The organism is Chryseobacterium sp. JAH (assembly GCF_001507335.1).
Taxonomy (GTDB): Bacteria; Bacteroidota; Bacteroidia; order Flavobacteriales; family Weeksellaceae; genus Chryseobacterium.
In genome coordinates this window covers 104,661-125,217 of sequence record NZ_LMAH01000002.1, presented here as the reverse complement: position 1 = coordinate 125,217, position 20,557 = coordinate 104,661, and the positions used below count along the sequence as shown (strand labels likewise).

General features: G+C 36.8%; 17 protein-coding genes and 1 pseudogene. 7 read left to right on the top strand and 11 right to left on the bottom strand.

What is annotated here, in order from left to right:
• Nucleotides 1-165 precede the first annotated feature (165 nt).
• The 11 genes and pseudogenes from acs to AR685_RS04210 form a co-directional block, all read right to left on the bottom strand.
• Entirely contained in the window at nucleotides 166-2,073 is a 1,908-nt protein-coding gene (acs, locus tag AR685_RS04265; protein ID WP_059123833.1) for an acetate--CoA ligase, read from the bottom strand.
• A 169-nt stretch (nucleotides 2,074-2,242) separates the two neighbouring features.
• On the bottom strand, nucleotides 2,243-2,698 hold the full coding sequence (locus AR685_RS04260) for a GNAT family N-acetyltransferase (RefSeq protein WP_059123832.1): 456 nt from the start codon (nucleotides 2,696-2,698) through the stop codon (nucleotides 2,243-2,245).
• A gap of 11 nt (nucleotides 2,699-2,709) precedes the next feature.
• Nucleotides 2,710-4,599 (bottom strand): AMP-binding protein, encoded by a 1,890-nt coding sequence (locus AR685_RS04255; protein WP_059123831.1) that lies wholly within the window; start codon nucleotides 4,597-4,599, stop codon nucleotides 2,710-2,712.
• 87 nt (nucleotides 4,600-4,686) lie between these two features.
• A complete protein-coding gene (locus AR685_RS04250; protein WP_047442932.1) occupies nucleotides 4,687-5,052 on the bottom strand; it encodes a response regulator transcription factor in 366 nt (121 codons plus the stop codon).
• A gap of 137 nt (nucleotides 5,053-5,189) precedes the next feature.
• Nucleotides 5,190-5,632 (bottom strand): annotated as a pseudogene (tnpA, locus tag AR685_RS04245) (IS200/IS605 family transposase).
• Nucleotides 5,633-5,920: 288 nt separating this feature from the next.
• Entirely contained in the window at nucleotides 5,921-8,641 is a 2,721-nt protein-coding gene (locus AR685_RS04235) for an ATP-binding protein (RefSeq protein ID WP_059123829.1), read from the bottom strand.
• The gene (locus AR685_RS04230; protein ID WP_047442934.1) at nucleotides 8,634-8,828 is read right to left on the bottom strand and encodes a hypothetical protein; all 195 of its coding nucleotides are present in this window, start codon (nucleotides 8,826-8,828) and stop codon (nucleotides 8,634-8,636) included. Before AR685_RS04230 ends, AR685_RS04235 begins: the two co-directional genes overlap by 8 nt.
• A 174-nt stretch (nucleotides 8,829-9,002) precedes the next feature.
• Complete coding sequence (locus AR685_RS04225) at nucleotides 9,003-9,227, bottom strand: DUF6814 family protein (protein ID WP_047442935.1); 225 nt, start codon at nucleotides 9,225-9,227, stop codon at nucleotides 9,003-9,005.
• Nucleotides 9,228-9,271: 44 nt separating this feature from the next.
• Entirely contained in the window at nucleotides 9,272-10,852 is a 1,581-nt protein-coding gene (locus AR685_RS04220) for an MFS transporter (protein ID WP_059123828.1), read from the bottom strand.
• Nucleotides 10,853-10,900: 48 nt separating this feature from the next.
• On the bottom strand, nucleotides 10,901-12,280 hold the full coding sequence (locus AR685_RS04215) for a hypothetical protein (protein WP_059123827.1): 1,380 nt from the start codon (nucleotides 12,278-12,280) through the stop codon (nucleotides 10,901-10,903).
• Between the two features lie 229 nt (nucleotides 12,281-12,509).
• Nucleotides 12,510-12,926, bottom strand: a complete 417-nt coding sequence (locus tag AR685_RS04210) for a terminase gpP N-terminus-related DNA-binding protein (RefSeq protein ID WP_047442937.1) — start codon at nucleotides 12,924-12,926, stop codon at nucleotides 12,510-12,512.
• A 158-nt stretch (nucleotides 12,927-13,084) separates the two neighbouring features.
• On the opposite strand from AR685_RS04210, the gene AR685_RS04205 reads away from it, so the two are divergent.
• The 7 genes from AR685_RS04205 (at nucleotide 13,085) to AR685_RS04175 (ending at nucleotide 20,431) form a co-directional block, all read left to right on the top strand.
• Nucleotides 13,085-13,684, top strand: coding sequence for a GNAT family N-acetyltransferase (locus tag AR685_RS04205; protein ID WP_117584618.1), 600 nt, complete (start codon nucleotides 13,085-13,087; stop codon nucleotides 13,682-13,684).
• Nucleotides 13,656-14,846, top strand: coding sequence for an argininosuccinate synthase (gene argG, locus AR685_RS04200; RefSeq protein WP_047443079.1), 1,191 nt, complete (start codon nucleotides 13,656-13,658; stop codon nucleotides 14,844-14,846). Before AR685_RS04205 ends, argG begins: the two co-directional genes overlap by 29 nt.
• Before the next feature lie 183 nt (nucleotides 14,847-15,029).
• A complete protein-coding gene (gene argC, locus AR685_RS04195; protein WP_059124136.1) occupies nucleotides 15,030-15,995 on the top strand; it encodes an N-acetyl-gamma-glutamyl-phosphate reductase in 966 nt (321 codons plus the stop codon).
• Nucleotides 15,996-16,316: 321 nt separating this feature from the next.
• A complete protein-coding gene (locus tag AR685_RS04190) occupies nucleotides 16,317-17,456 on the top strand; it encodes an aspartate aminotransferase family protein (RefSeq protein ID WP_059123826.1) in 1,140 nt (379 codons plus the stop codon).
• Nucleotides 17,457-17,515: 59 nt separating this feature from the next.
• Nucleotides 17,516-18,475, top strand: a complete 960-nt coding sequence (locus AR685_RS04185) for an acetylornithine carbamoyltransferase (protein WP_059123825.1) — start codon at nucleotides 17,516-17,518, stop codon at nucleotides 18,473-18,475.
• A gap of 104 nt (nucleotides 18,476-18,579) precedes the next feature.
• A complete protein-coding gene (gene argB / locus AR685_RS04180) occupies nucleotides 18,580-19,374 on the top strand; it encodes an acetylglutamate kinase (RefSeq protein WP_059123824.1) in 795 nt (264 codons plus the stop codon).
• On the top strand, nucleotides 19,349-20,431 hold the full coding sequence (locus AR685_RS04175) for a M20 family metallo-hydrolase (RefSeq protein WP_059123823.1): 1,083 nt from the start codon (nucleotides 19,349-19,351) through the stop codon (nucleotides 20,429-20,431). Before argB ends, AR685_RS04175 begins: the two co-directional genes overlap by 26 nt.
• Nucleotides 20,432-20,557 lie beyond the last annotated feature (126 nt).

The window sequence follows — 20,557 nt, the reverse complement described above, 5'->3', positions numbered from 1 at the left end:
CTTTTTCAGAAAGTGTAACTGAGGAAAGGATAAGGCAAATAAAAAATGATTTGAAAAATAATAATAATCATTTAGAAGTTGAGCTATAAGAAAACAAAAAACCTTCTTTATTAAAAAGAAGGTTTTTGTTTAGAAAATGAACAAATAGATTATTTAAGAAATTTTTTAAATTCTCTCATTTTTAATCTCCTCCACGATTTCAGGATTCAATAGAGTAGAAGTATCTCCAAAATTAGAGAAGTCACCCTCTGCAATTTTTCTTAAAATTCTACGCATAATCTTGCCGGAACGGGTTTTCGGCAGCCCGGAAACAAACTGAATTTTATCAAGCTTTGCAATCGGGCCGATCTGATCTGAGATCAGCTGATTGATTTCTTTTTTCAGGTTTTCTTTCTGACGGCCGGCTCCACTGTCTTTTAAAATGACAAAACCATACAGAGCACTTCCTTTGATATCATGCGGAAAGCCTACAATCGCAGATTCTGCCACCGCCGGATGTTCGTTGATGCTGTCTTCAATAGGAGCAGTTCCCAAATTATGTCCGGAAACAATTACAACATCATCCACACGACCTGTAATTCTGTAATAACCTACTTCGTCTCTCAAAGCGCCGTCACCCGTGAAATATTTCCCCGGAAACGCTGAGAAATAAGTTTCCTTATATCTTTGATGGTCGCCCCAAATGGTTCTCGCAATTCCCGGCCACGGAAAGCGGATGCAGAGATTTCCAGTTACCTGATTTCCTGTAATTTCGTTGCGTTTGTCATCCATTAAAACAGGTTGAATTCCCGGTAATGGAAGCGTTGCATAGGTCGGTTTTGTTGGTGTAACAAATGGGATTGGGGAGATCATAATTCCACCAGTTTCTGTCTGCCACCAAGTATCGACAATAGGACATTTTTTTCTCCCCACATGATCATTAAACCAATGCCATGCTTCATCGTTAATAGGTTCTCCTACAGAACCGATGACTCTCAATGAACTTAAATCATGTTTGTCTACCCAGTCAGCACTTTCTTTAGCCAAAGAGCGGATGGCAGTTGGTGCGGTGTAAAATTGAGTAACTTTATGTTTTTCAATCACTTCCCAAAATCTGTCCGGTTCAGGATAGGTTGGTACTCCTTCGAAAATAACAGTTGTTGCACCATTTAAAAGGGGGCCATAAAGAATGTAGGAATGTCCCGTGATCCAGCCGATATCTGCAGTACACCAATAGATATCGTTTTCCTGATAATTAAAAACATTTTTAAATGTATATGCCGAGTAAACCATGTAGCCTGCAGAAGTGTGAAGCATTCCTTTTGGTTTGCCGGTTGAACCAGAAGTGTACAGAATAAACAAAGGATCTTCTGCATCCATAATGATCGTTACGAAATCGGCAGATGCTTTTTCGTATAAATCGGCCATCCAGAAATCTCTGCCTTCCTTCATTTTTATCTCGTTGTTGGTTCTTTTGACCACCAAAGTTTTCTCGACAGTCGGGCATTTTTCCAAAGCTTCATCAATAATTGATTTTAAATCTAAAACCTTACTTCCTCTATAACTTCCGTCTGAAGTAATCACCATTTTTGCTCCGCAGTCATTCACTCTGGAAACTACAGCAGAAGCTGAAAATCCGGCGAAAATCACAGAATGAACTGCTCCTATTTTTGCACAAGCCAACATAGTGACAGCTAATTCAGGAATCATCGGAAGATAGATGCAGACTCTGTCGCCTTTTTCAATGCCCATATCTTTCAATACATTGGCTGTTTTGTTGACCCTTTCGTACAGTTCGTTGTAGGAAATGTGGTGTGCTTCTTCTTTCGGGTCGTTGGGCTCCCAAATGATCGCTGTTTTCTCCCCTCTTACTGACAAGTGTCTGTCGAGGCAGTTTTTAGTGATATTTAATTTAGCATCTTTAAACCATGTGATTTTCGCTTCATTCATATCATACTTTACCACTTTGCTCCATCTTTGGTACCATACAAAATTTTGGTCTGCTACTTTATCCCAGAATTTTTTCGGGTTCCTGATTGATTTTTTGTACTCTTCAAAGTAGTGCGGTAAATCTTCTATCACGTAATTTCTCATACTTTTTCTTTTTAGAATTATTTATTTTTTAATGTTTAAATTAATTTCTCATGCTTTACATTTGAACACAGAGTTCACAAAGCATTTTTACGTACACTACTATAAGTTTCACAAAGCCGTTTCACTTACATAAGTATAGTAGTGTCTATTCAAATGAATTTTCAAAAATTTAATCCAATTTGAGTTCCATAATTGGTAAAAATCTGTCTTTTATGGATGTTTCAATTTGTCCAATTTTTTTAAACCCGAAGCTTTCATAAAATTTTTGAGCGTTCGGGTCGGCATCAAGAATTATTCTTGATCTTTGACTCTGTTTTATTTTTAAAATGAAATCATTCATTAATAATTTACCATAACCTTTACTGATATTTTCTGGTGAAACGAACAGGTTGTCCAGCCTCACGCTGTTATTTTCAATGTCGAAATAAGAATAATAAGCAACAGTCGATTGGTTGACAATTAATTTATAAACTTCATTGTTTTGGATGTATTCTGAAGTAATGGTTAGCAAATCTGACCATTCCTTCATTTGTTCATCGGAATATCCCCAGTAAGCCTTTGATCTTTTTGTGATCTCGGTTAAAATCTTGGCGTCGTCGGCATTTGCTTTTATAATTTCTGTCATCACACTTAAGTTTATGAATTTCTGTACTGCAGAAGCTTCTCCTTTAATTCGTCAATAATCATTTCATCATCAATCGTCGACGGAATCTGAAATTCTTTACCATCAATAATCGTTCTGATTAATTTTCTTAAAATCTTTCCTGAACGGGTTTTTGGAAGCCTTTTTACGACCATCACAGATTTTAGAAAAGCCACTGCACCGATTTTTTCTCTGACTTTCAGAATAATTTCTTTTTCAACCACTTCTTCAGAAATTTCTGACCCATTTTTTAAAACGACTGTCGCAAAAGGAATCTGCCCACGCAAGTCATCATCAATTCCGACCACAGCACATTCGGCAACATCGGGATGAGAGGAAACGATTTCTTCCATTTCAGAAGTTGAAAGTCGGTGACCGGCTACGTTAATGACATCATCCACTCTTCCTGTGATAAAAATGTAGCCATCTTCATCTTTAATGGCACCGTCTCCGGAAAAATAATAACCTTTATACTGAGATAAATAACTTTTCTCGAAACGTTCGTAATCATTCCAGATTCCCAGCATTGCACCGGGCGGAAGCGGAAGTTTGATAACTAAATATCCTTCTTTATGCTCATCCACTTCATATCCATTTTCATCAAAAATTTTGATATCATATCCTGGAATCGGCTTACCTGCTGAAGCTCTTTTAATTTTATAATTATCATCAAAAGTTAGTAAGCCTAACATCGGCGAACCTGATTCTGTCTGCCACCAATGGTCGATGGCGGGAACACCGATGTGCTTTTCAAACCAATCCAAAGTTGCAACATCGCATCTTTCGCCTGCCAAAAACTGCTTTTTGAAATGGCTTAAATCGTATTTTTTAACCAGTTCTCCATTCGGATCTTCTTTTTTAATTGCTCTGATTGCTGTAGGAGCCGTGAACATTGCGGAAACTTTGTACTCAGAAATAATTCTCCAAAAAGTTCCTGCATCGGGAGTCATAATTGGTTTTCCTTCGAAAATGATCGTTGTGCTTCTGTTGATTAAAGGTCCATAAACGCTGTAGCTGTGACCCACTGCCCAGCCAAAATCGGAAGCCGCCCAAAACGTTTCACCCTGTTCAATTCCATAGATATATTTCATGGAAAATTTTAAGGCAGTTGCATAACCGCCGGTATCTCTCGTGATTCCTTTCGGTTTTCCGGTAGTTCCGGAAGTGTATAAAAGATAAAGCGGATGATTTGATTCCACAGAAATACAATCTGCAGGCTCAGACTTTTCAACCAATTCTTCATAATCGATGATTCCTTCAAAAATTTCATGCTGATTGTCGACCAATTTTCTGTTAAAAACAATGATGTTTTCGACTTTATCCTGCGCAAGTTCGATTGCTTTTTCAACCAATGGCAGATAAGGAATTCTCTTGGCAATTTCAATTCCCGCAGTGGCTGTAATTAGTGCTTTTGGCTTGCAGTCATCGATTCTGACCACTAATTCGTGCGGTGCAAAACCTCCAAAAACTACATTGTGAATCACGCCGATTCTTGCACAGGCCAACATCGCAAAAAGCGTCTGCGAAATCATCGGCATATAAATGACTGCAGTATCGCCCTTTTTTAAACCTAAAGAAACCAGTCCACCAGCTAATTTTGAAATTTCTTTTTTAGCCTGATTAAAGGTGTATTTTATTTTCTGATTGGTAACAGGAGAATCGTAGATAATCGCTGTTTCTTCTCCAAAACCGTCTTCAATATGTTTGTCGATGCAGAGATAAGACATGTTGAGTTTTCCGTCCGCAAACCATTGGGTGTAATCATTTCCGTCCTTTGAAATAATTGTTTCTGGAAATTCAAACCACGAAATCTCCTGAGCCTGCTCTTTCCAGAACTGCTCTCTGTTTTCTATGCTTTGTTTAAATAAATCGTCTGCATTCATATTTTTTGTGTTTGGTTTTGAACGTCTTTTGAACGAATTTTTTTCACGAGTAACACGAATTTATTTATGTTATTTGTGCAATCGTATTTACATATCAAACAGTTCCTCAATCTGAGAAATCAGTTTTTTTATTGAATATGGTTTCGTTACATACGCGTCAGCTCCCATTTCTAGGCCCTTCTCAATATCTTTCGGATTGTTTTTAGCGCTGAGGAACAGAACTTTTGTATTGTTTAAATTTTCATTCTTTTTAATTTCTTCCAAAGTGCTGTAGCCGTCAAGATTCGGCATCATAATGTCGAGTAAAATCACGTCTGGAACGATGGTTTTTAAAAACTCCAAAACCTCGGTTCCGTCTCTGGCGATAAAAACTTCGTAACCGATTTTCCGGAAACTGTATTCCAGAGACATTAATATCTTGTGTTCGTCGTCGGCGATTAAGATCTTTTTCATTGTGTATTTTCTTTATGATTCAACTTCATTGTTTTTTTATGTTGGGGAACCCGAAGGGTTCAATTTTAATAGCCGTAGGTGAAACCTATGGAATATGAATCATCATTCGCATCAAGACAACCCGATAGGGTTGAATTTTAAATAATTTCACCTTCAAATTTGATCCCATTCTCTTTCAATAATCTTTTAAATTCATTCATAAACGTCTCTTTCTTGTGATGTTCTTTTTGATTTTTAATATAATTTATAAGAGTTTCCTTTTCTCTCACCGATATTGTAAATGCTCCATAGCCTTCCTGCCATCCTTCGAACTCATCAAATAATCCAGATTCTTTCATCCACAAGTTTGATGCTACTTTAATATCCTTTACCAAACTGCTGAGATTTAAATTTGTATGTAAGTCACATAAAAGATGAATATGGTCAGGCATACCATTAATTCTGTATAATTTACATTTTTATTGTTTAAAATACCCCAAATATATTTGTACAGTTCGGTTTCATTTTCTTCATTAATCGTTTGTCTTCTATGTTTTGTTCCGAAAACAATATGATAGAATACTTGTTTGTATGTTCCCATTTGTGCTCTGTTGTTGAACCCTGTCGGGTTCATTATTTGTGTTTTTCCATATGCATGGGTTTCCACCCAGGTCTATGGTTGTTGAACTCTGTCGGGTTCGTAATTTGTGTTTTTCAATTTCCATGGATTTCCACCCACTGCTATTGTTGTTGAACCCTTTCGGGTTCGGTATTTTGCGTTTTTCCATTTCCATGGGTTTCGCCCACGGCTATTGATATTGAACCCTTCGGATTCTTATCCGCTGCTTCCAATATCGGGTTTGGCTTAGCCGAATCTCGTGCCTTGATTTCATCCAGGGCTACTTTTGTTGAACCCTTCGGGTTCTGCGTCATTATCTGTCATTTTTATGACGGGTAACATGATGGTAAACGTCACACCCAATCCACTGTTTTCTGCTTTTATGGTTCCGCTGTGGGCTTCTATGATTCTTTTTGAAATGGCCAATCCAAGGCCGCTTCCCGTAGGTTTTCTTATGTTTTGATTTTTAGCCTGATAAAATTTATCAAAAATCATGTCCAAATCTTCTTCGGGAATATGCTTTCCGGTATTGAATATTTTGATGATTAAAAAATTATCTTTTGCTGAAAATTTAGTTTGAATTGTACCTTGATCTTCGGTAAATTTAAGCGCATTTCCTAAAATATTCTGGAACAGCTGAATAAATCTGGGTTCATCATACTCAAAAATATAATTATTAAGCAAATCAACTTCGCTTACATGAATGAATTTCTGATGGATCAAATGCAGAATAGGATTTAAGGCTTTTTTATAGGTTTCAATAATATTATTTTCCTGAATGTGTAAAGCAATTTCTCCGTGCTGAAGTTTATCCAGATACAAAATGTCATTAATGATTTCGCTCAAACGGTCAGACTCTGTGATGATATTACTTAAAAATTCTTTTTTAATATCTAACGGAATATCGTCATCATCCGCTAAAATTTCTCCTGCCGAACGTATTGCTGTAATCGGCGTCCTCAATTCATGCGCAACAGAATCCAGAAAATCATCCTTCTGACGGTCTTTGACGATAAGATTTTCGTTTGCGGCACTGAGGTCGTTGGAAAGCTGTTTCAGTTCTTCAGATTTCTCGGTCAGTTTTTTATTTAGCGTGATATTTTCTTTTGATTCTTCCAAAATATTTAAAACTTCCTTCAACGAAATTTTATCTTCCTTGGTTACGCCTTCAATCAGGATTTTTGCAGAAGCCGTCCCGATTCTTCCAGCCAAAAGGTTCTCAGAAAACTTAATAAATCTGGAATCAGCTGTTTCGGTTTGTGAATCAATATTGTACTTAATATTGAAAATCCGCATTGCCTGTTCTGTTTTCTTTTTGCCTAAAAAACGCTCGAGAATATTTTGAATATCAGAAACATAGGCTGTTCCACGCCAAATAAATGCGTTTTCATGATTTTGAATGTATTTATCAATGTCAACATATAGTTCCGCGAAATTTCTCTCACGGTAATTTCCTTTCATGCTTACGGAAAGTATCGTAAATAGGGCAGTGTTAACCAAAATCGACCAAAAGAAAATTTCAGGAATTCGGGTTAAAAACGAAATGTCAAAAAACTGAAAAGCATTATACAAATCTCTTAAAACTCCCTTCAATTCAGAATTGTAGGAAAAATAATACTGCGGAATAATCAATCCGAAATAGCAGATAATTAATCCAGCTAAAAGTCCAGTCACTGCACCCTGGTAACTGCCCCTTCGCCAGAATATTGCTCCAAAAAATGCAGGTGCCAACTGAGCAATAATGACAAATGAAATCAGTCCGACAGAATCTAAAGAGGTTTTTAAAATAAAATATTTATAAAAAGCAAAAGCTACGATAATCAACCCGAAAATTGAGAATTTACGGATGTTCGTAATGTTTCTAGTATTTTGAACTTCATTTTCAGCTTTAAATTTCCCCAATAAACCGTAGGGAATAATTAAATTGTTTGATAGCATAATCGATAAAGTAATCGCCGAAATAATAATCATTGAAATACACGAACTCAAACCTCCCAGAAACACCAAAACCGTAATCAAAGTATTGTCAAAATGTTGCGGAATCAAAATAGAGTAGAACTCAGGATTCACGTTTTGTCCGTTGAAAATCAATCTTCCGCCCCAGGCAATCGGGAAGATGAAAATGGTAAATATCAAAAGATAAAGAGGGAAAAACCAAATTGCCGTTTTAATATGTTTTTCCTGTCTGTTTTCAACGATTGCGGTGTGAAACTGTCTCGGTAAAATACAGATTGCTGTTCCGGAAATCATACAGAGAACCATCCAATTCATCGCGCCTTCGATTCCGTTAAATGTATTTTTAGCTTTAAAATCAGGAAATTTACTCGCCTTCTGATACAGGTCTGAAAATCCGTCAAATGCATAATATATTACGAATAAACCTAAAATAATAATAAAGAATAATTTCAGAAAACTTTCCAAAGCAATGGCTGAGATAATTCCCAAACGCTTTTCAGAAGCGTCAACGTATTTTGTTCCGTAATACGATGAGAAAACTGCGATTAGTATAACAACAAAAGTTCCGCTGTCTGTTAAAATATTTTGAGAAAATTTAGTTTCTGTAACCAGATGAAAAGTCTCGGAAATCGCTTTGATCTGCAATCCGATGTACGGAATAATTGCAAACAGACAAACCAGAGTGATGATTGCGCTGAAACTTCGGCTGTTCCCATATCTTAATGAAATGAAATCGGCCAAACTGCTGATTTTGTTGACTCTCGAAATGCGGACAATCCGGGTATTAATGTAAATCCAGGCCGGAATTACCATGATCGGGCCAATGTAAATCGGTAAATAATTGAGTCCGCTGGTCGCTGCCACGCCGATACTTCCATAATACGTCCAGGCGGTGCAGTACACAGCAAGCGATAGCGCATAGATGTAAGGGTTATTAATCCAGATCTTACTCTTTTTCTTCTCTGCCAAATGGGCAACTAAGAACAAAAGTGCGAGGTAAATAAGGACAACGATAAATAATGCGAAACTACTCATCATATTTTTTTACGATTACAAAAGAAATAATGATGGAAATCATCCAGACTGCGAAGAAATAAACAAGAATCATCGGGTACCCAAAAACCTCCCTTTCACTGTTGAAAAGCAATGAAATCGGAATGCTGAACGCAATCAAAAGACCTACGCTCAGTATAATCAGTTTTTGCTCGTGACGCTTTTTCATAAGTTATTATTGATGATTTGTGAATGATTTGAATCTTTTAATATTATTGATTTCGAATGAGATTTAAATAGAAGTTTTCTTTTCCCAGCCGTAAGAGGATGAAAACTTCTATTAAAAACGATAATTGATGAACAGACCGAAATCATTCATCAATTATCATCTATCATTTATAATTTATTTCTCGTCAGAATATTCTCCAGTCAATGAATAATATCCAAAGATGGCCAATCCGCCTGTGACGATCGGAACCAATACAAAAAGTATAATAATGCCGAACACAAGGTCTTCCTGCTTTTCTGATGTGATTTTAGGGATGCCCATCACCGTTATTCCAAAATAGGCGACAATTAGGGCGGCTAAAATCCATACAATGCCTAATATTTTTTTTAATCCGTTCATTTTAGTAGATTTAAAATTAATAAATTTTTGAGTGATTATCCCTATTAATCGTGGATATTGTTGTTCTTATTTTTCAGATAAATTAATCCGATGACTAAACAGACTGCGGCAACTCCGATCGGATACCAAAGTCCTTCAAGATACCACGTCGCATGTCCTGCATCTTTTCCGGAAGTTACGAGATAGGTCGCTACTGCGGGAAGCAATCCTCCAAAAACCCCATTACCAATATGATACGGCAACGACATCGAAGTGTAACGGATTCTCACCGGGAACATTTCAACTAAAAATGCGGCAATCGGACCGTAAACCATCGTCACAAAAATCACCTGAATAAATACAAGGAAGACCAAATACCATCTCGTGTCGTCGTTTAACGTAATCGACGTTGAAACTTTTGGCTCTTCAGCTTTTCCGTCTTTCATTACCGGACCGGCTGCTGACCAGTGAACGATACTGTCTTTTTTAATTAAAGTTCCGTCTGTGTAAGTCGTTTCTTTGTGGAATGTCACTAAACTGTCTGTTGCAATCGTTTTGTGAATGGCTGCAACTCGTGTTTCTTTAATACCCTCACTTGCCACAGTTTTCGCTTCTATATTCACGCTTTTGTACATTGCGTCATAAATTGGTCGATAGGCTAAGATTGCGACCAGCATCCCTGTCATCATAATTGCTTTTCGGCCAATTTTATCTGAAAGCCAACCGAAAAATACGAAGAAAGGTGTTCCCATCAACAGTGCCGTTGCCATCAGGTAATCGACCTGCATCGAATTAATGTTCATTACTTTTTGAAGGAAACTCATGGCGTAAAACTGCCCTGTGTACCAGATTACCCCTTGTCCCATCGCGGCTCCGAATAAAGCCAACAAGACAAATTTGAAATTGAACTTATTCCCGAAGCTTTCTTTTAAAGGATTTTTAGAAGTTTTCCCTTCACTTTTAGCCTTTGCAAAAAGTGGTGATTCCTTCATGTTTTTTCTGATGAAATATGAAACTCCAACCATCAGAATTGAAATCCAGAACGGAACTCTCCATCCCCATGAGTCAAAGTCTTCTGCTGAGAGTGTATTTTTAGTAATTAAAATGACGATCAGTGAAATGAAAAGTCCTGCTGTAGCGGTAGTCTGAATCCATGAAGTCCAGTAACCTCTTCTGTGTGGCTGCGAATATTCCGCAACATAAGTCGCTGCTCCGCCGTATTCTCCACCTAAAGCTAATCCCTGTAAAAGTCTTAAGATTAAAACTAAAACCGGTGCCATAAATCCGATGGTTTCATATCCCGGAATACATCCGATCAGGAAGGTTGAGAATCCCATGATCAATAAAGTCACTAAGAAAGTATATTTTCTTCCGATGATGTCTCCCAGTCTTCCGAAAAACAGGGCTCCGAAAGGTCTTACTACAAATCCGGCAGCAAAAGTGGCCAGCGTAGATAAAAATGCTGCAGTAGGATTGTCTGCGGGAAAGAATTTGGTCGCCAAAACGACTGCCAGACTTCCGAAAATATAGAAATCATACCATTCTATCAAGGTTCCGAGGGACGATGCAGTGATCACGTTCCAGATGGTGCGGTTTTTCTGCTTATCTGTCATATTCTCGTAAACATCGTGGTGTTGTTCGCTCATATCAATAGATTTTTTTTGTTAATAATTAAATTTAAATGGAATTGGTTTTTATAAATAAATCTGAAGCTGTACAATAAATTCGCCTTTAGATTTCGGGTTTTCTGTTGGACTTGTGTAAACTGGTCTCGTAGAATATTGTGTCGTGATTTTTGCATGATGACCGTCCAAAAACCAGTTGGCTCCCACATCAAACTGCGACGATGGCTTATCAAACGCTTCAAAATCTTTATACGTATAAGCAGCAAAAGGCTGAATTCTGATTTTCGGTTTTTCAGCCTGGCTCGGCAATAACAGACCTGCCTGAGCATAGACCACATTTCCGGTTCCGATCATGGGTTGTAGATTTCCGGGACCAGCTAAAGCTCTTTGTCCGACAAAATTAGGGTCGTTGGCTGTGATGTTCATTGTACCTAAATTTCTCACGTAATTCGGTCCGAAATTATAGTTAAAATAACCTGCGTACGCCGAAACAGCCATTTTATTTTTTGCTTCACCCAAAGGAATATCAGCAAAAGCATCTACAGAAAGTAGGGTAATATCGTGTTTTTCGATGTTTGAATTGACTGAAGTTCTCGTTCCTTCCGCCTGATGGTAAAATCCTGCGCCCACGTTGAAAACTTTTTTGGTTCCCAGATAAGAACCCACTTTGAAAGGAAGAAGATTAGATTCTGTGTCTAAAAACTGATATTCAAAATAACCTGCTTTAGACCAGTTTGGATTTCCGTTGTTGTCTACAGCGACTTCATTTCCGGGAATTAATGTGTTGGCTGGAGCGAGATCTGTTGCGAAAGGTTTGTTTAAACTCATCCGGTACTCAAATTTTCCGTATTTACCTTTTGCGAAAAGTCCCATCTGCCTTGCAAACTGATCTGAATTATCAATCAGAGGCCAGCTGAAAATCGGTGAATCTAACGTCAGGAAGTTTAGTGTGGAAGCCATCGTCATACGCGAAAGTCCCATGTAATAATGAAGTCCGCCACCTAATGTCAAGCTGAATTTTCCTGCTTCGCCCGGCATTACAACGGCATATTCATTCCATGCATCGTGAAAGAAAAGCTGGGGTTTTTTACCATTACCGTAGCCACCGGTTCCTGTTGCTCCTGTCGAGCCACCGTTGATGAAAGTCTGATTGTTAATCCCGAAATGCGTAAGAATCATGTAACGCTTTGTGATTTGAGCATAGGCTAAAATACGTGCTCTCCGGTTTCCTAAATTCCAGGTATTGTCAGTGGGTTCGCCGCCTACCATACTTCCGGGGTTCATTTCGGTGTTCCTGATCCAAAACTGATCCCAGAGAATAAATCTAACATATTTATCTCCTTCAGGATTTAAATTTATTTTTAAACCATTTCCATAATCAGGTGAACCCTGACCGTATACAGAACTGCTGATTAAAGCTAATCCAATAAAACTTAATATTTTCTTCATAAATTATTAATTTTTTGGCTGTTATTTTGTGAAAGCCAAATTGGAATTAATAATTTAGTTATAAAAATTCAGTATATATTAATGGTTATGATATAGTTGATTAATGATCAATGATTATTGATAAGTCGTAAAATTTTAATGACAACCATCTAATATAATGCTTGTTAAATAATTTAATTGATGGTCTTGAAATTTAATTTTAGCAGAAATATGCTAGAAATATTTGAATTTATTTCTTAAATCTTTCCCATTTAATCAACATGTACTTGTCAGCAAATTGAGTGATAATTAGACCTGAATCTTTAATATTTTCTTCTTTGGAAATGTATTCGATCAACTCATTTTGCTTTAAAATTTTATAAACCGGATGAAAATCAGAGTGAGGTGGTCTCGTAATATTGTATTTCTTGATCCAGGAACTGATGGTTACATGAGAAACGCCGATAATCCTTTCTATTTCACGGAAACTTAAGCCTTCGAGATATAATTGTAGTGCTTTGGTCACATAGTAATCATCAATTTTTTTACCTAATTTTTTAACGGTAAAGTAATAATTACAATCCTTACAGTGGAATCTCTGTTTCTCATTAATGATTCCGCTTTTTACGACTTTTTCACTTTTGCATTTCGGGCAGATACTTTCCATATATAGCATTTTAGCAAATATATAACAATTTAGCAATATTAAATTTTAACAATAAGATAATTATACCTGCAAATATTAATTAAACAATAAAATTATCTTTTTAATTTGTTTTTTAAAGATAATATGTTTTAAATTTGCCAAAAAATTCAGATAAATAAATGGAAATACAAATTTCCTCATGCGAACATTTAATGTATGTGAGTGAAATACAGCAGGAAATGTATGATTCTGCACAGCGACGGGGAACGGGAATCGCTAAACGTTCCATCGAATATTTAAGTAAAAAAATTTCGGAAGGTAACGCTGTAGTCGCTACTGAAAATGGTGAATGGGTGGGGTTCTGTTATATTGAAACCTGGTCGCACGGTCAGTTTGTAGCCAATTCGGGGTTGATTGTTTCTCCAAAATTCAGGCATGGAGGTATTGCAACTTTGATCAAAGACAGAGTGTTTGCTTTGTCACGAGAAAAATTTCCGAATGCAAAAATATTTGGTTTAACGACAGGTTTGGCAGTGATGAAAATCAACAGTGACCTAGGCTATAAACCGGTGATTTATTCTGAATTAACGCAGGATGATGAGTTTTGGAGCGGATGCAAAAGTTGCGTGAATTATGAAATTTTAATGAAAAAAGAACGGAAAAACTGCCTTTGTACGGCTATGCTTTTCGTTCCTGAAAATAATAAAGTAAATGGCGTTGAGAATAATCAACCCGAAAATCAATATTCAAATGAGCAAGAAAGTAATCTTAGCGTTTAGCGGAGGTCTCGATACCTCTTACTGTGCCAAATATCTGAGTGAAACACTTGGATATGAAGTATATGCAGTCACTGTAAATACCGGAGGTTTTTCTCAAGAAGAGGAAAAAGAACTGGAGAAAAAAGCCTTTCAACTTGGGGTGAAAGAATACAGGTGCGTTGACGCTCAGGAAGATTATTATAATTCTTGTGTAAAGTATTTGATCTTTGGTAATGTATTGAAAAACAATACCTATCCGTTATCTGTGAGTGCTGAACGTACGGTGCAGGCGCAGGAAATCGCAAAATATGCGATTGAAATCGGTGCTGATGCGATTGCTCACGGAAGTACAGGTGCTGGAAATGACCAGGTTCGTTTCGATTTGATTTTTCAGGTCATGTGTCCGAATGTGCAAATTATTACGCCTATTCGTGATCTATCTTTATCCCGTGAAGAAGAAATTGAATTTTTGAAAGGTCATGGTTACGAAATGGAGTTCCAGAAAGCACAATATTCTGTCAATAAAGGACTTTGGGGAACTTCAGTCGGTGGAAAAGAAACCTTGACATCAAGAAACTATCTTCCCGAAGAAGCTTTTCCGTCTCAACTTAAAGAAACTGAGCCTTCAGAATTGGAAATTGAATTTAAAAATGGTGAGGTCGTAGCGGTAAACGGAGAAAATTTTGAACATTCTGTTTATGCGATTCAAAAAATTGAAAAATTAGCGTCTGCTTATGGAATCGGTCGTGATATTCATGTTGGGGATACAATTGTCGGAATTAAAGGTAGGGTAGGATTTGAAGCGGCAGCAGCGTCTGTGATTATCAAAGCACACCATTTATTGGAAAAACATACGCTTTCAAAATATCAGCAGATGATGAAATCTCAATTGTCTGACTGGTACGGAAACTGGCTTCATGAGGCACTTTTCTTAGATCCTGTGATGAGAAATATTGAGTCTTTCTTGAATGATTCTCAAAGAACGGTAAGCGGAAAAGTTTTTGTAACCCTTCATTCATACAGATTTATCTTAAACGGAATTGAGTCTAAGCATGATCTAATGTCCGATAAATTCGGAAGCTATGGCGAAGCAAACAGAGCGTGGACGGGAGAAGATGTGAAAGGCTACACAAAAATCGTAAGCAATTCTTTAAATATATATCATCAGATAAATAAGATTTAGGCAGCTTTATCAGCCTGCAGTTTATCCTGAGCTGGTCGAAGGGCTCGCGCAATCTTTTATTCGTCGTTCCTCCTCACAAAAGGATTTCCGCTTAAGTCGGGCTTCATGCAATTCAATGTTTAAAAACGAACTCGATGGGTTCAAATAATAATGGCCTCAGGTGCAATCTGTGGAAAAAAGAAAATGAAAAAAAATATCGGAATAATCGGTGCCAACGGCTACACAGGAAGCGAATTAGTTCGTTTGCTGGCTTTTCATCCCAATGTGACTTTGAGTTTTTTATATAGCCGTTCAAATTCGGGAATAAAGATTTCAGATTTGTACCCAGATTTAGCGACGGTTTGTGAAATGTTTTTAACAGATCAGCCTGAAGATGTAGACATTTTGTTTTTATGTCTTCCTCACAAAGAAAGCTGGAATTGGCTGACTCAAAATAATATAAAAGATGAAACATTAGTAATTGATTTAGGAAATGATTTTCGTTTAGATGGTAATTTCGAAAACAGAAATTTTATCTACGGTTTGCCTGAAATCAACAAAAAACAACTTGTAGGAGCAAAAAGTATTGCAAATCCAGGATGTTTTGCGACAGCGATTCAACTGGCTGTGCTTCCATTAGCTCAAAAAGGGTTGTTGAATGAGGTTTACACAACGGGAATCACAGGTTCAACAGGTGCAGGTCAGTCTTTACAGCCAACGACGCATTTTACCTGGAGAAACGATAATATTTCGGCTTATAAAACTTTGACCCATCAACATATAGATGAGATTTTACAGCAGTTAGTTTCATTTAATACTGATGAAATCAGTCTGAATTTTGTTCCGTGGAGAGGAGATTTTACGAGAGGGATTTTTACGAGTTCCACGGTGAAAACAGATGTAGAACTTTCAGATATCAATCAACTGTATCGGGATTTTTACGCAGATGAGCCTTTTGTAAAGGTAAGTGAGAAAGCAATTGATTTAAAACAGGTTGTCAATACCAATCGTTGTATGATTCATATAGAAAAGAGTGGAAATGTTGTGGTGATTCACTCAGCGATTGACAATTTGTTGAAAGGAGCTTCCGGACAGGCAGTTCAAAATATGAATATCGCGATGGGCTGGGACGAAAATTTAGGATTGAACTTGAAGCCTTTGGCTTTTTAATGTCAATGGTCAATAAGTCAATTGTGAATTTTTGCACCTCGAATCAAAAACCGACCTAGGAAACGGAGGTGTTAAGAAATTTTAAAGAATTCCGTTAAAAAATTTCCATTGTTTGAGTGGCGGTCAAAAACATCTTTGAGAAACAGGTTTTGCCTTCCGCCCGAGTTTAGAAATTTCAGGAAATTATTTAAAATTTTAGCAGAATTTTCCAAGTCTTGAACTTTTGTTTCTTTTGCTTCAAGGTAAAAGATAAATTAAAAGAATTTTAAGGATGAATTTGTAAATCATTCATCAAACATCAATTATCATTTATAACTAGACATGCATTTATTCAACGTATATCCATTATTCAACATTAATCCGGTAAAAGCTCAGGGATCATTTCTCTGGGACGATAAAGGAGAAAAATATCTTGATTTTTACGGAGGTCACGCGGTAATTTCCATTGGGCACAACCATCCGCATTATCAAACTCAATTAAAAAACCAATTAGATAAAATATCTTTTTATTCAAACTCGGTTCAGAATGAATTACAAACGGAGTTAGCTGATAAATTAGGAAAACTTTCAGGCTTGGAAGATTACAACTTATTTTTATGTAATTCAGGTGCTGAAGCAAATGAAAATGCTTTAAAACTAGCTTCTTTTCACAATGGAAAAAGCAAAGTACTGTATTTCTCAGGTTCATTTCATGGCAGAACTTCGGCGGCAGTTTCCGTGACCGACAATCCTAAAATTGTTGCTCCAGTAAACTATGATGAAAGATTTATCAAATCTGACTGGAATAATATCGAACAGCTTGAAGCCGTTTTTGAAAATCAGGGAAGTGAAATTTCATCTGTAATCATTGAAGGAATTCAGGGAGTTGGCGGAATTATGATTCCAACGGCTGAATTTTTAACTAAAATTAAAGAACTGTGTGAAAAATACAATGCGGTTTTGATTTTAGATGAAGTTCAGTCAGGATACGGAAGAAGTGGATATTTCTTTGCACATCAGGAATTTGGAATAGAAGCCGATATCATTACCACAGCAAAAGGAATGGGAAATGGCTTCCCGATTGGTGGCGTATTAATCCATCCAAAATTTCAGGCAAGCAACGGTTTGCTGGGAACGACTTTTGGAGGGAATCACCTAGCTTGTGTTGCTGCGATCGCGGTGTTAGACGTAATGAAAGATGAGAATCTCATCAAGAATGCTCAGGAAATGGGCGAATATATTGAAAATGAATTGAAAGATTTTCCACATATTAAAACGATCCGTAGGAAAGGCCTGATGATTGGAATTGAACTCGACAGGGATTGCTCAGAAGTGAGAAACAGCCTATTGTACAATCATCATATTTTCACAGGAAACTCCAATGATAAGGCTGTATTAAGGGTACTTCCAGCGCTTAACATCAAAAAAGAAGAAACCGATCTATTCATTGGTGCTCTGAAAACTGTTTTAGAAAATCTTTAAAATCAATTCAAAATGAAATGGATATTCCATTTGTCCATTGAAAAAATAAAAATTCTCAAATGAAAAAATTCACCTCTGTAAGTGATGTTAAAAACTTACAGGAAATCATAAAAAAAGCTTTACAAATTAAAGAAAATCCTCTTTTGGAACCCTCTAAAGGAAAAGGTAAAACAATAGGACTTGTATTTTTAAATTCAAGTTTGCGAACGCGTTTAAGCAGTCAGATTGCTGCGCAAAATTTAGGTTTAAATATTCTGACATTAAATGCAGCTCAGGAAGCCTGGAATCTGGAATTTGCAGATGGAGCTGTCATGAACGGTGACACTGTTGAACATATTAAAGATGCCATTGAAGTATTAAATCAATATTGTGATATCATTGCAGTTCGTTGTTTTGCAGGGATGAAAAGCAAGGAAGATGATGTTAACGAAAGTATTTTAAGCCAATTCGAGCAACATGCGAAAGTTCCGGTAATTTCTCTGGAATCTGCTACACGTCACCCTTTGCAAAGCTTGGCGGATTGTATTACGATTACCGAAAACTGGAAAGAAGAGCATAAACCAAAAGTGGTGCTGACTTGGGCTCCTCACATCAAGCCGATTGCTCATGCGGTAGGAAATTCTTTCGCTGAATGGATGCAGGAAATGGATGTTGAATTGGTGATTGCCAATCCTGAAGGCTATGATTTAGATAAAAACTTTACGAAAGATATAGAGGTGATTCATAATCAGGATGTAGCGTTGAAAAATGCAGATTTTATTTATGTAAAAAACTGGTCGTCTTTTGATGATTACGCAACAATGCCCGAAGTGAAAGAAAACTGGATGCTGACGAATGAAAAATTAGCCAGTACCAATCAGGGGAAAGTAATGCACTGTCTTCCGGTTCGTCGAAATGTAGAATTGAGCGACGAAGTAATGGATGGTGAAAATTCTATCATTTACCAACAGGCGAAAAACCGAATTTTCTCGGCTCAGGCTGTCTTCTCTGAAATTTTAGATGGATTGAACTCTAAGTAAAATAAAACCCGTTAGGTTTAAATTCACCTCAGTGAATTGAGTTCAATCAGATTTCCAAAAGAACGATTTAATAAAGGATAGGATAGAATCCTATCAATGATAAAATGAAAGAAAAATTATACATTATAAAAATCGGCGGAGCATTAATCGATGATGAGGAATTATTGAACGAGTTTCTTGATCAGTTTTCTGAAATTAAAGAACGAAAAATTTTAGTTCACGGTGGCGGAAAATTAGCAACAACATTGGCTGATAAACTTGGTGTTGAACAGAAAATGATCAACGGACGAAGAATCACGGATAAAGATACCTTGGATATTGTGGCGATGGTATATGCGGGAGGTATCAATAAAAATATTGTGGCAAAACTTCAGCAGAAAAAATGCAAAGCAATAGGATTTTCAGGGGCTGATGCCAATTTAATTAAAGCCAAAAAAAGAGATCATGCAGAAATAGATTTTGGATTTGTAGGTGATATTGAGAAGAAAAGCGTGAACAGAAAATTAATCTCGAAATTGATTAAGCTTAAACTCGTTCCGGTATTTTCAGCCATCACTCACGATAAAAAAGGTAATCTTTTCAATACCAATGCAGATACGATTGCTTCGGTGATTGCTCAGGCTTTATCTTCCAAATATGATGTTGAATTATTGTATTGCTTTGATAAATCAGGGGTTTTGGAAGATGTAGAAAATCCTGAATCTGTCATCAAAAATATTTCGGAAGGAGAATTTTCTGTTTTAAAAAATGAAGGAAGACTTCATAAAGGAATTTTACCGAAACTGGAAAACGCTCTTGGAGCCGTAAAAAATAATGTAAATAAAGTATTCTTAATTAAAGAAACCGAATTGAAAAATCATATAGAAAACCATCATGCAGGAACTGAAATCTGTTTATAGTAAAGAAGAATTACTGAATAATGCAGTGGATTTACTGAAAAAACTGATTGAAATTCCTTCATTCAGCAAAGATGAATATAATACTTCTGTGGAGATTGAAAACTTTTTTAAAGAGAACAAAATTCCTACAAAACGTTTTAAAAACAACATCTGGGCGGTGAATAAAAATTTCGACGTTTTCAAGCCGTCAATTTTGCTGAATACCCATCACGATACGGTAAAACCAAATAAAGCGTACACTTTAGATCCTTTTTTAGCGGTTGAAAAAGATGGAAAACTGTTTGGATTGGGAAGCAATGATGCCGGTGCTTCTCTGGTTTCTATGGCTCAGGTTTTTCTACATTTTTTCGATAAAGAAGATTTAAAATATAATTTAGTGATTGCTTTGACAGCTGAGGAGGAGATTTCAGGATTTGACGGAATTGAAGCTTTATTTCCGCAGCTTCCGAATATCGAACTTGCCATCGTAGGAGAACCAACGCAGATGAATCTGGCGATTGCGGAAAAAGGATTGTTGGTGATTGATGGTGAAATGAAAGGAACTCCTTCTCACGCCGCTCATCCGAATAATGATAACTCGATTGAAAAATGCATGGCAGATGTACAGCAGGTTTTAAATTTCAAATTTCCAAAAGTTTCGGATTATTTGGGTGAAGTTAAAGTGACTTTATCGGGAATTCATGCGGGAGTTCAGCATAACGTCGTTCCTGAATCGTGTCAATTCACATTAGATGTGCGAGTTACTGATGAGTATTCTAATCAGGAAGCCTTCGATATTATTCAATCACAGATGAAATCAAAGTTGACTGCAAGATCTTTCAGGCTAAATTCCTCAAAAATCGAAAAGGATCATCCATTTGTTAAGGCAGGTTTGGAAATCGGGAGAACAACTTACGGTTCACCAACATCATCCGATCAGGCAATTATTCCGTGTACATCGGTGAAGCTCGGTCCTGGCGACAGCACACGCTCTCACACCGCAGATGAATACATATATATAAAGGAAATAGAAGAAGGAATTGAGATTTATATTAAGATTCTAGAAAAGGTTTTATAGGTTGGATAAGGGATAATAAAGATTTAGTTTGTAAATAATCGACTTAGGAAATTGGAGCGTTAGTAAATAATTTTATGAACGTTAAGAAAATCCCACTGTTTGAGTGCGACACAAGTATTGAACTGA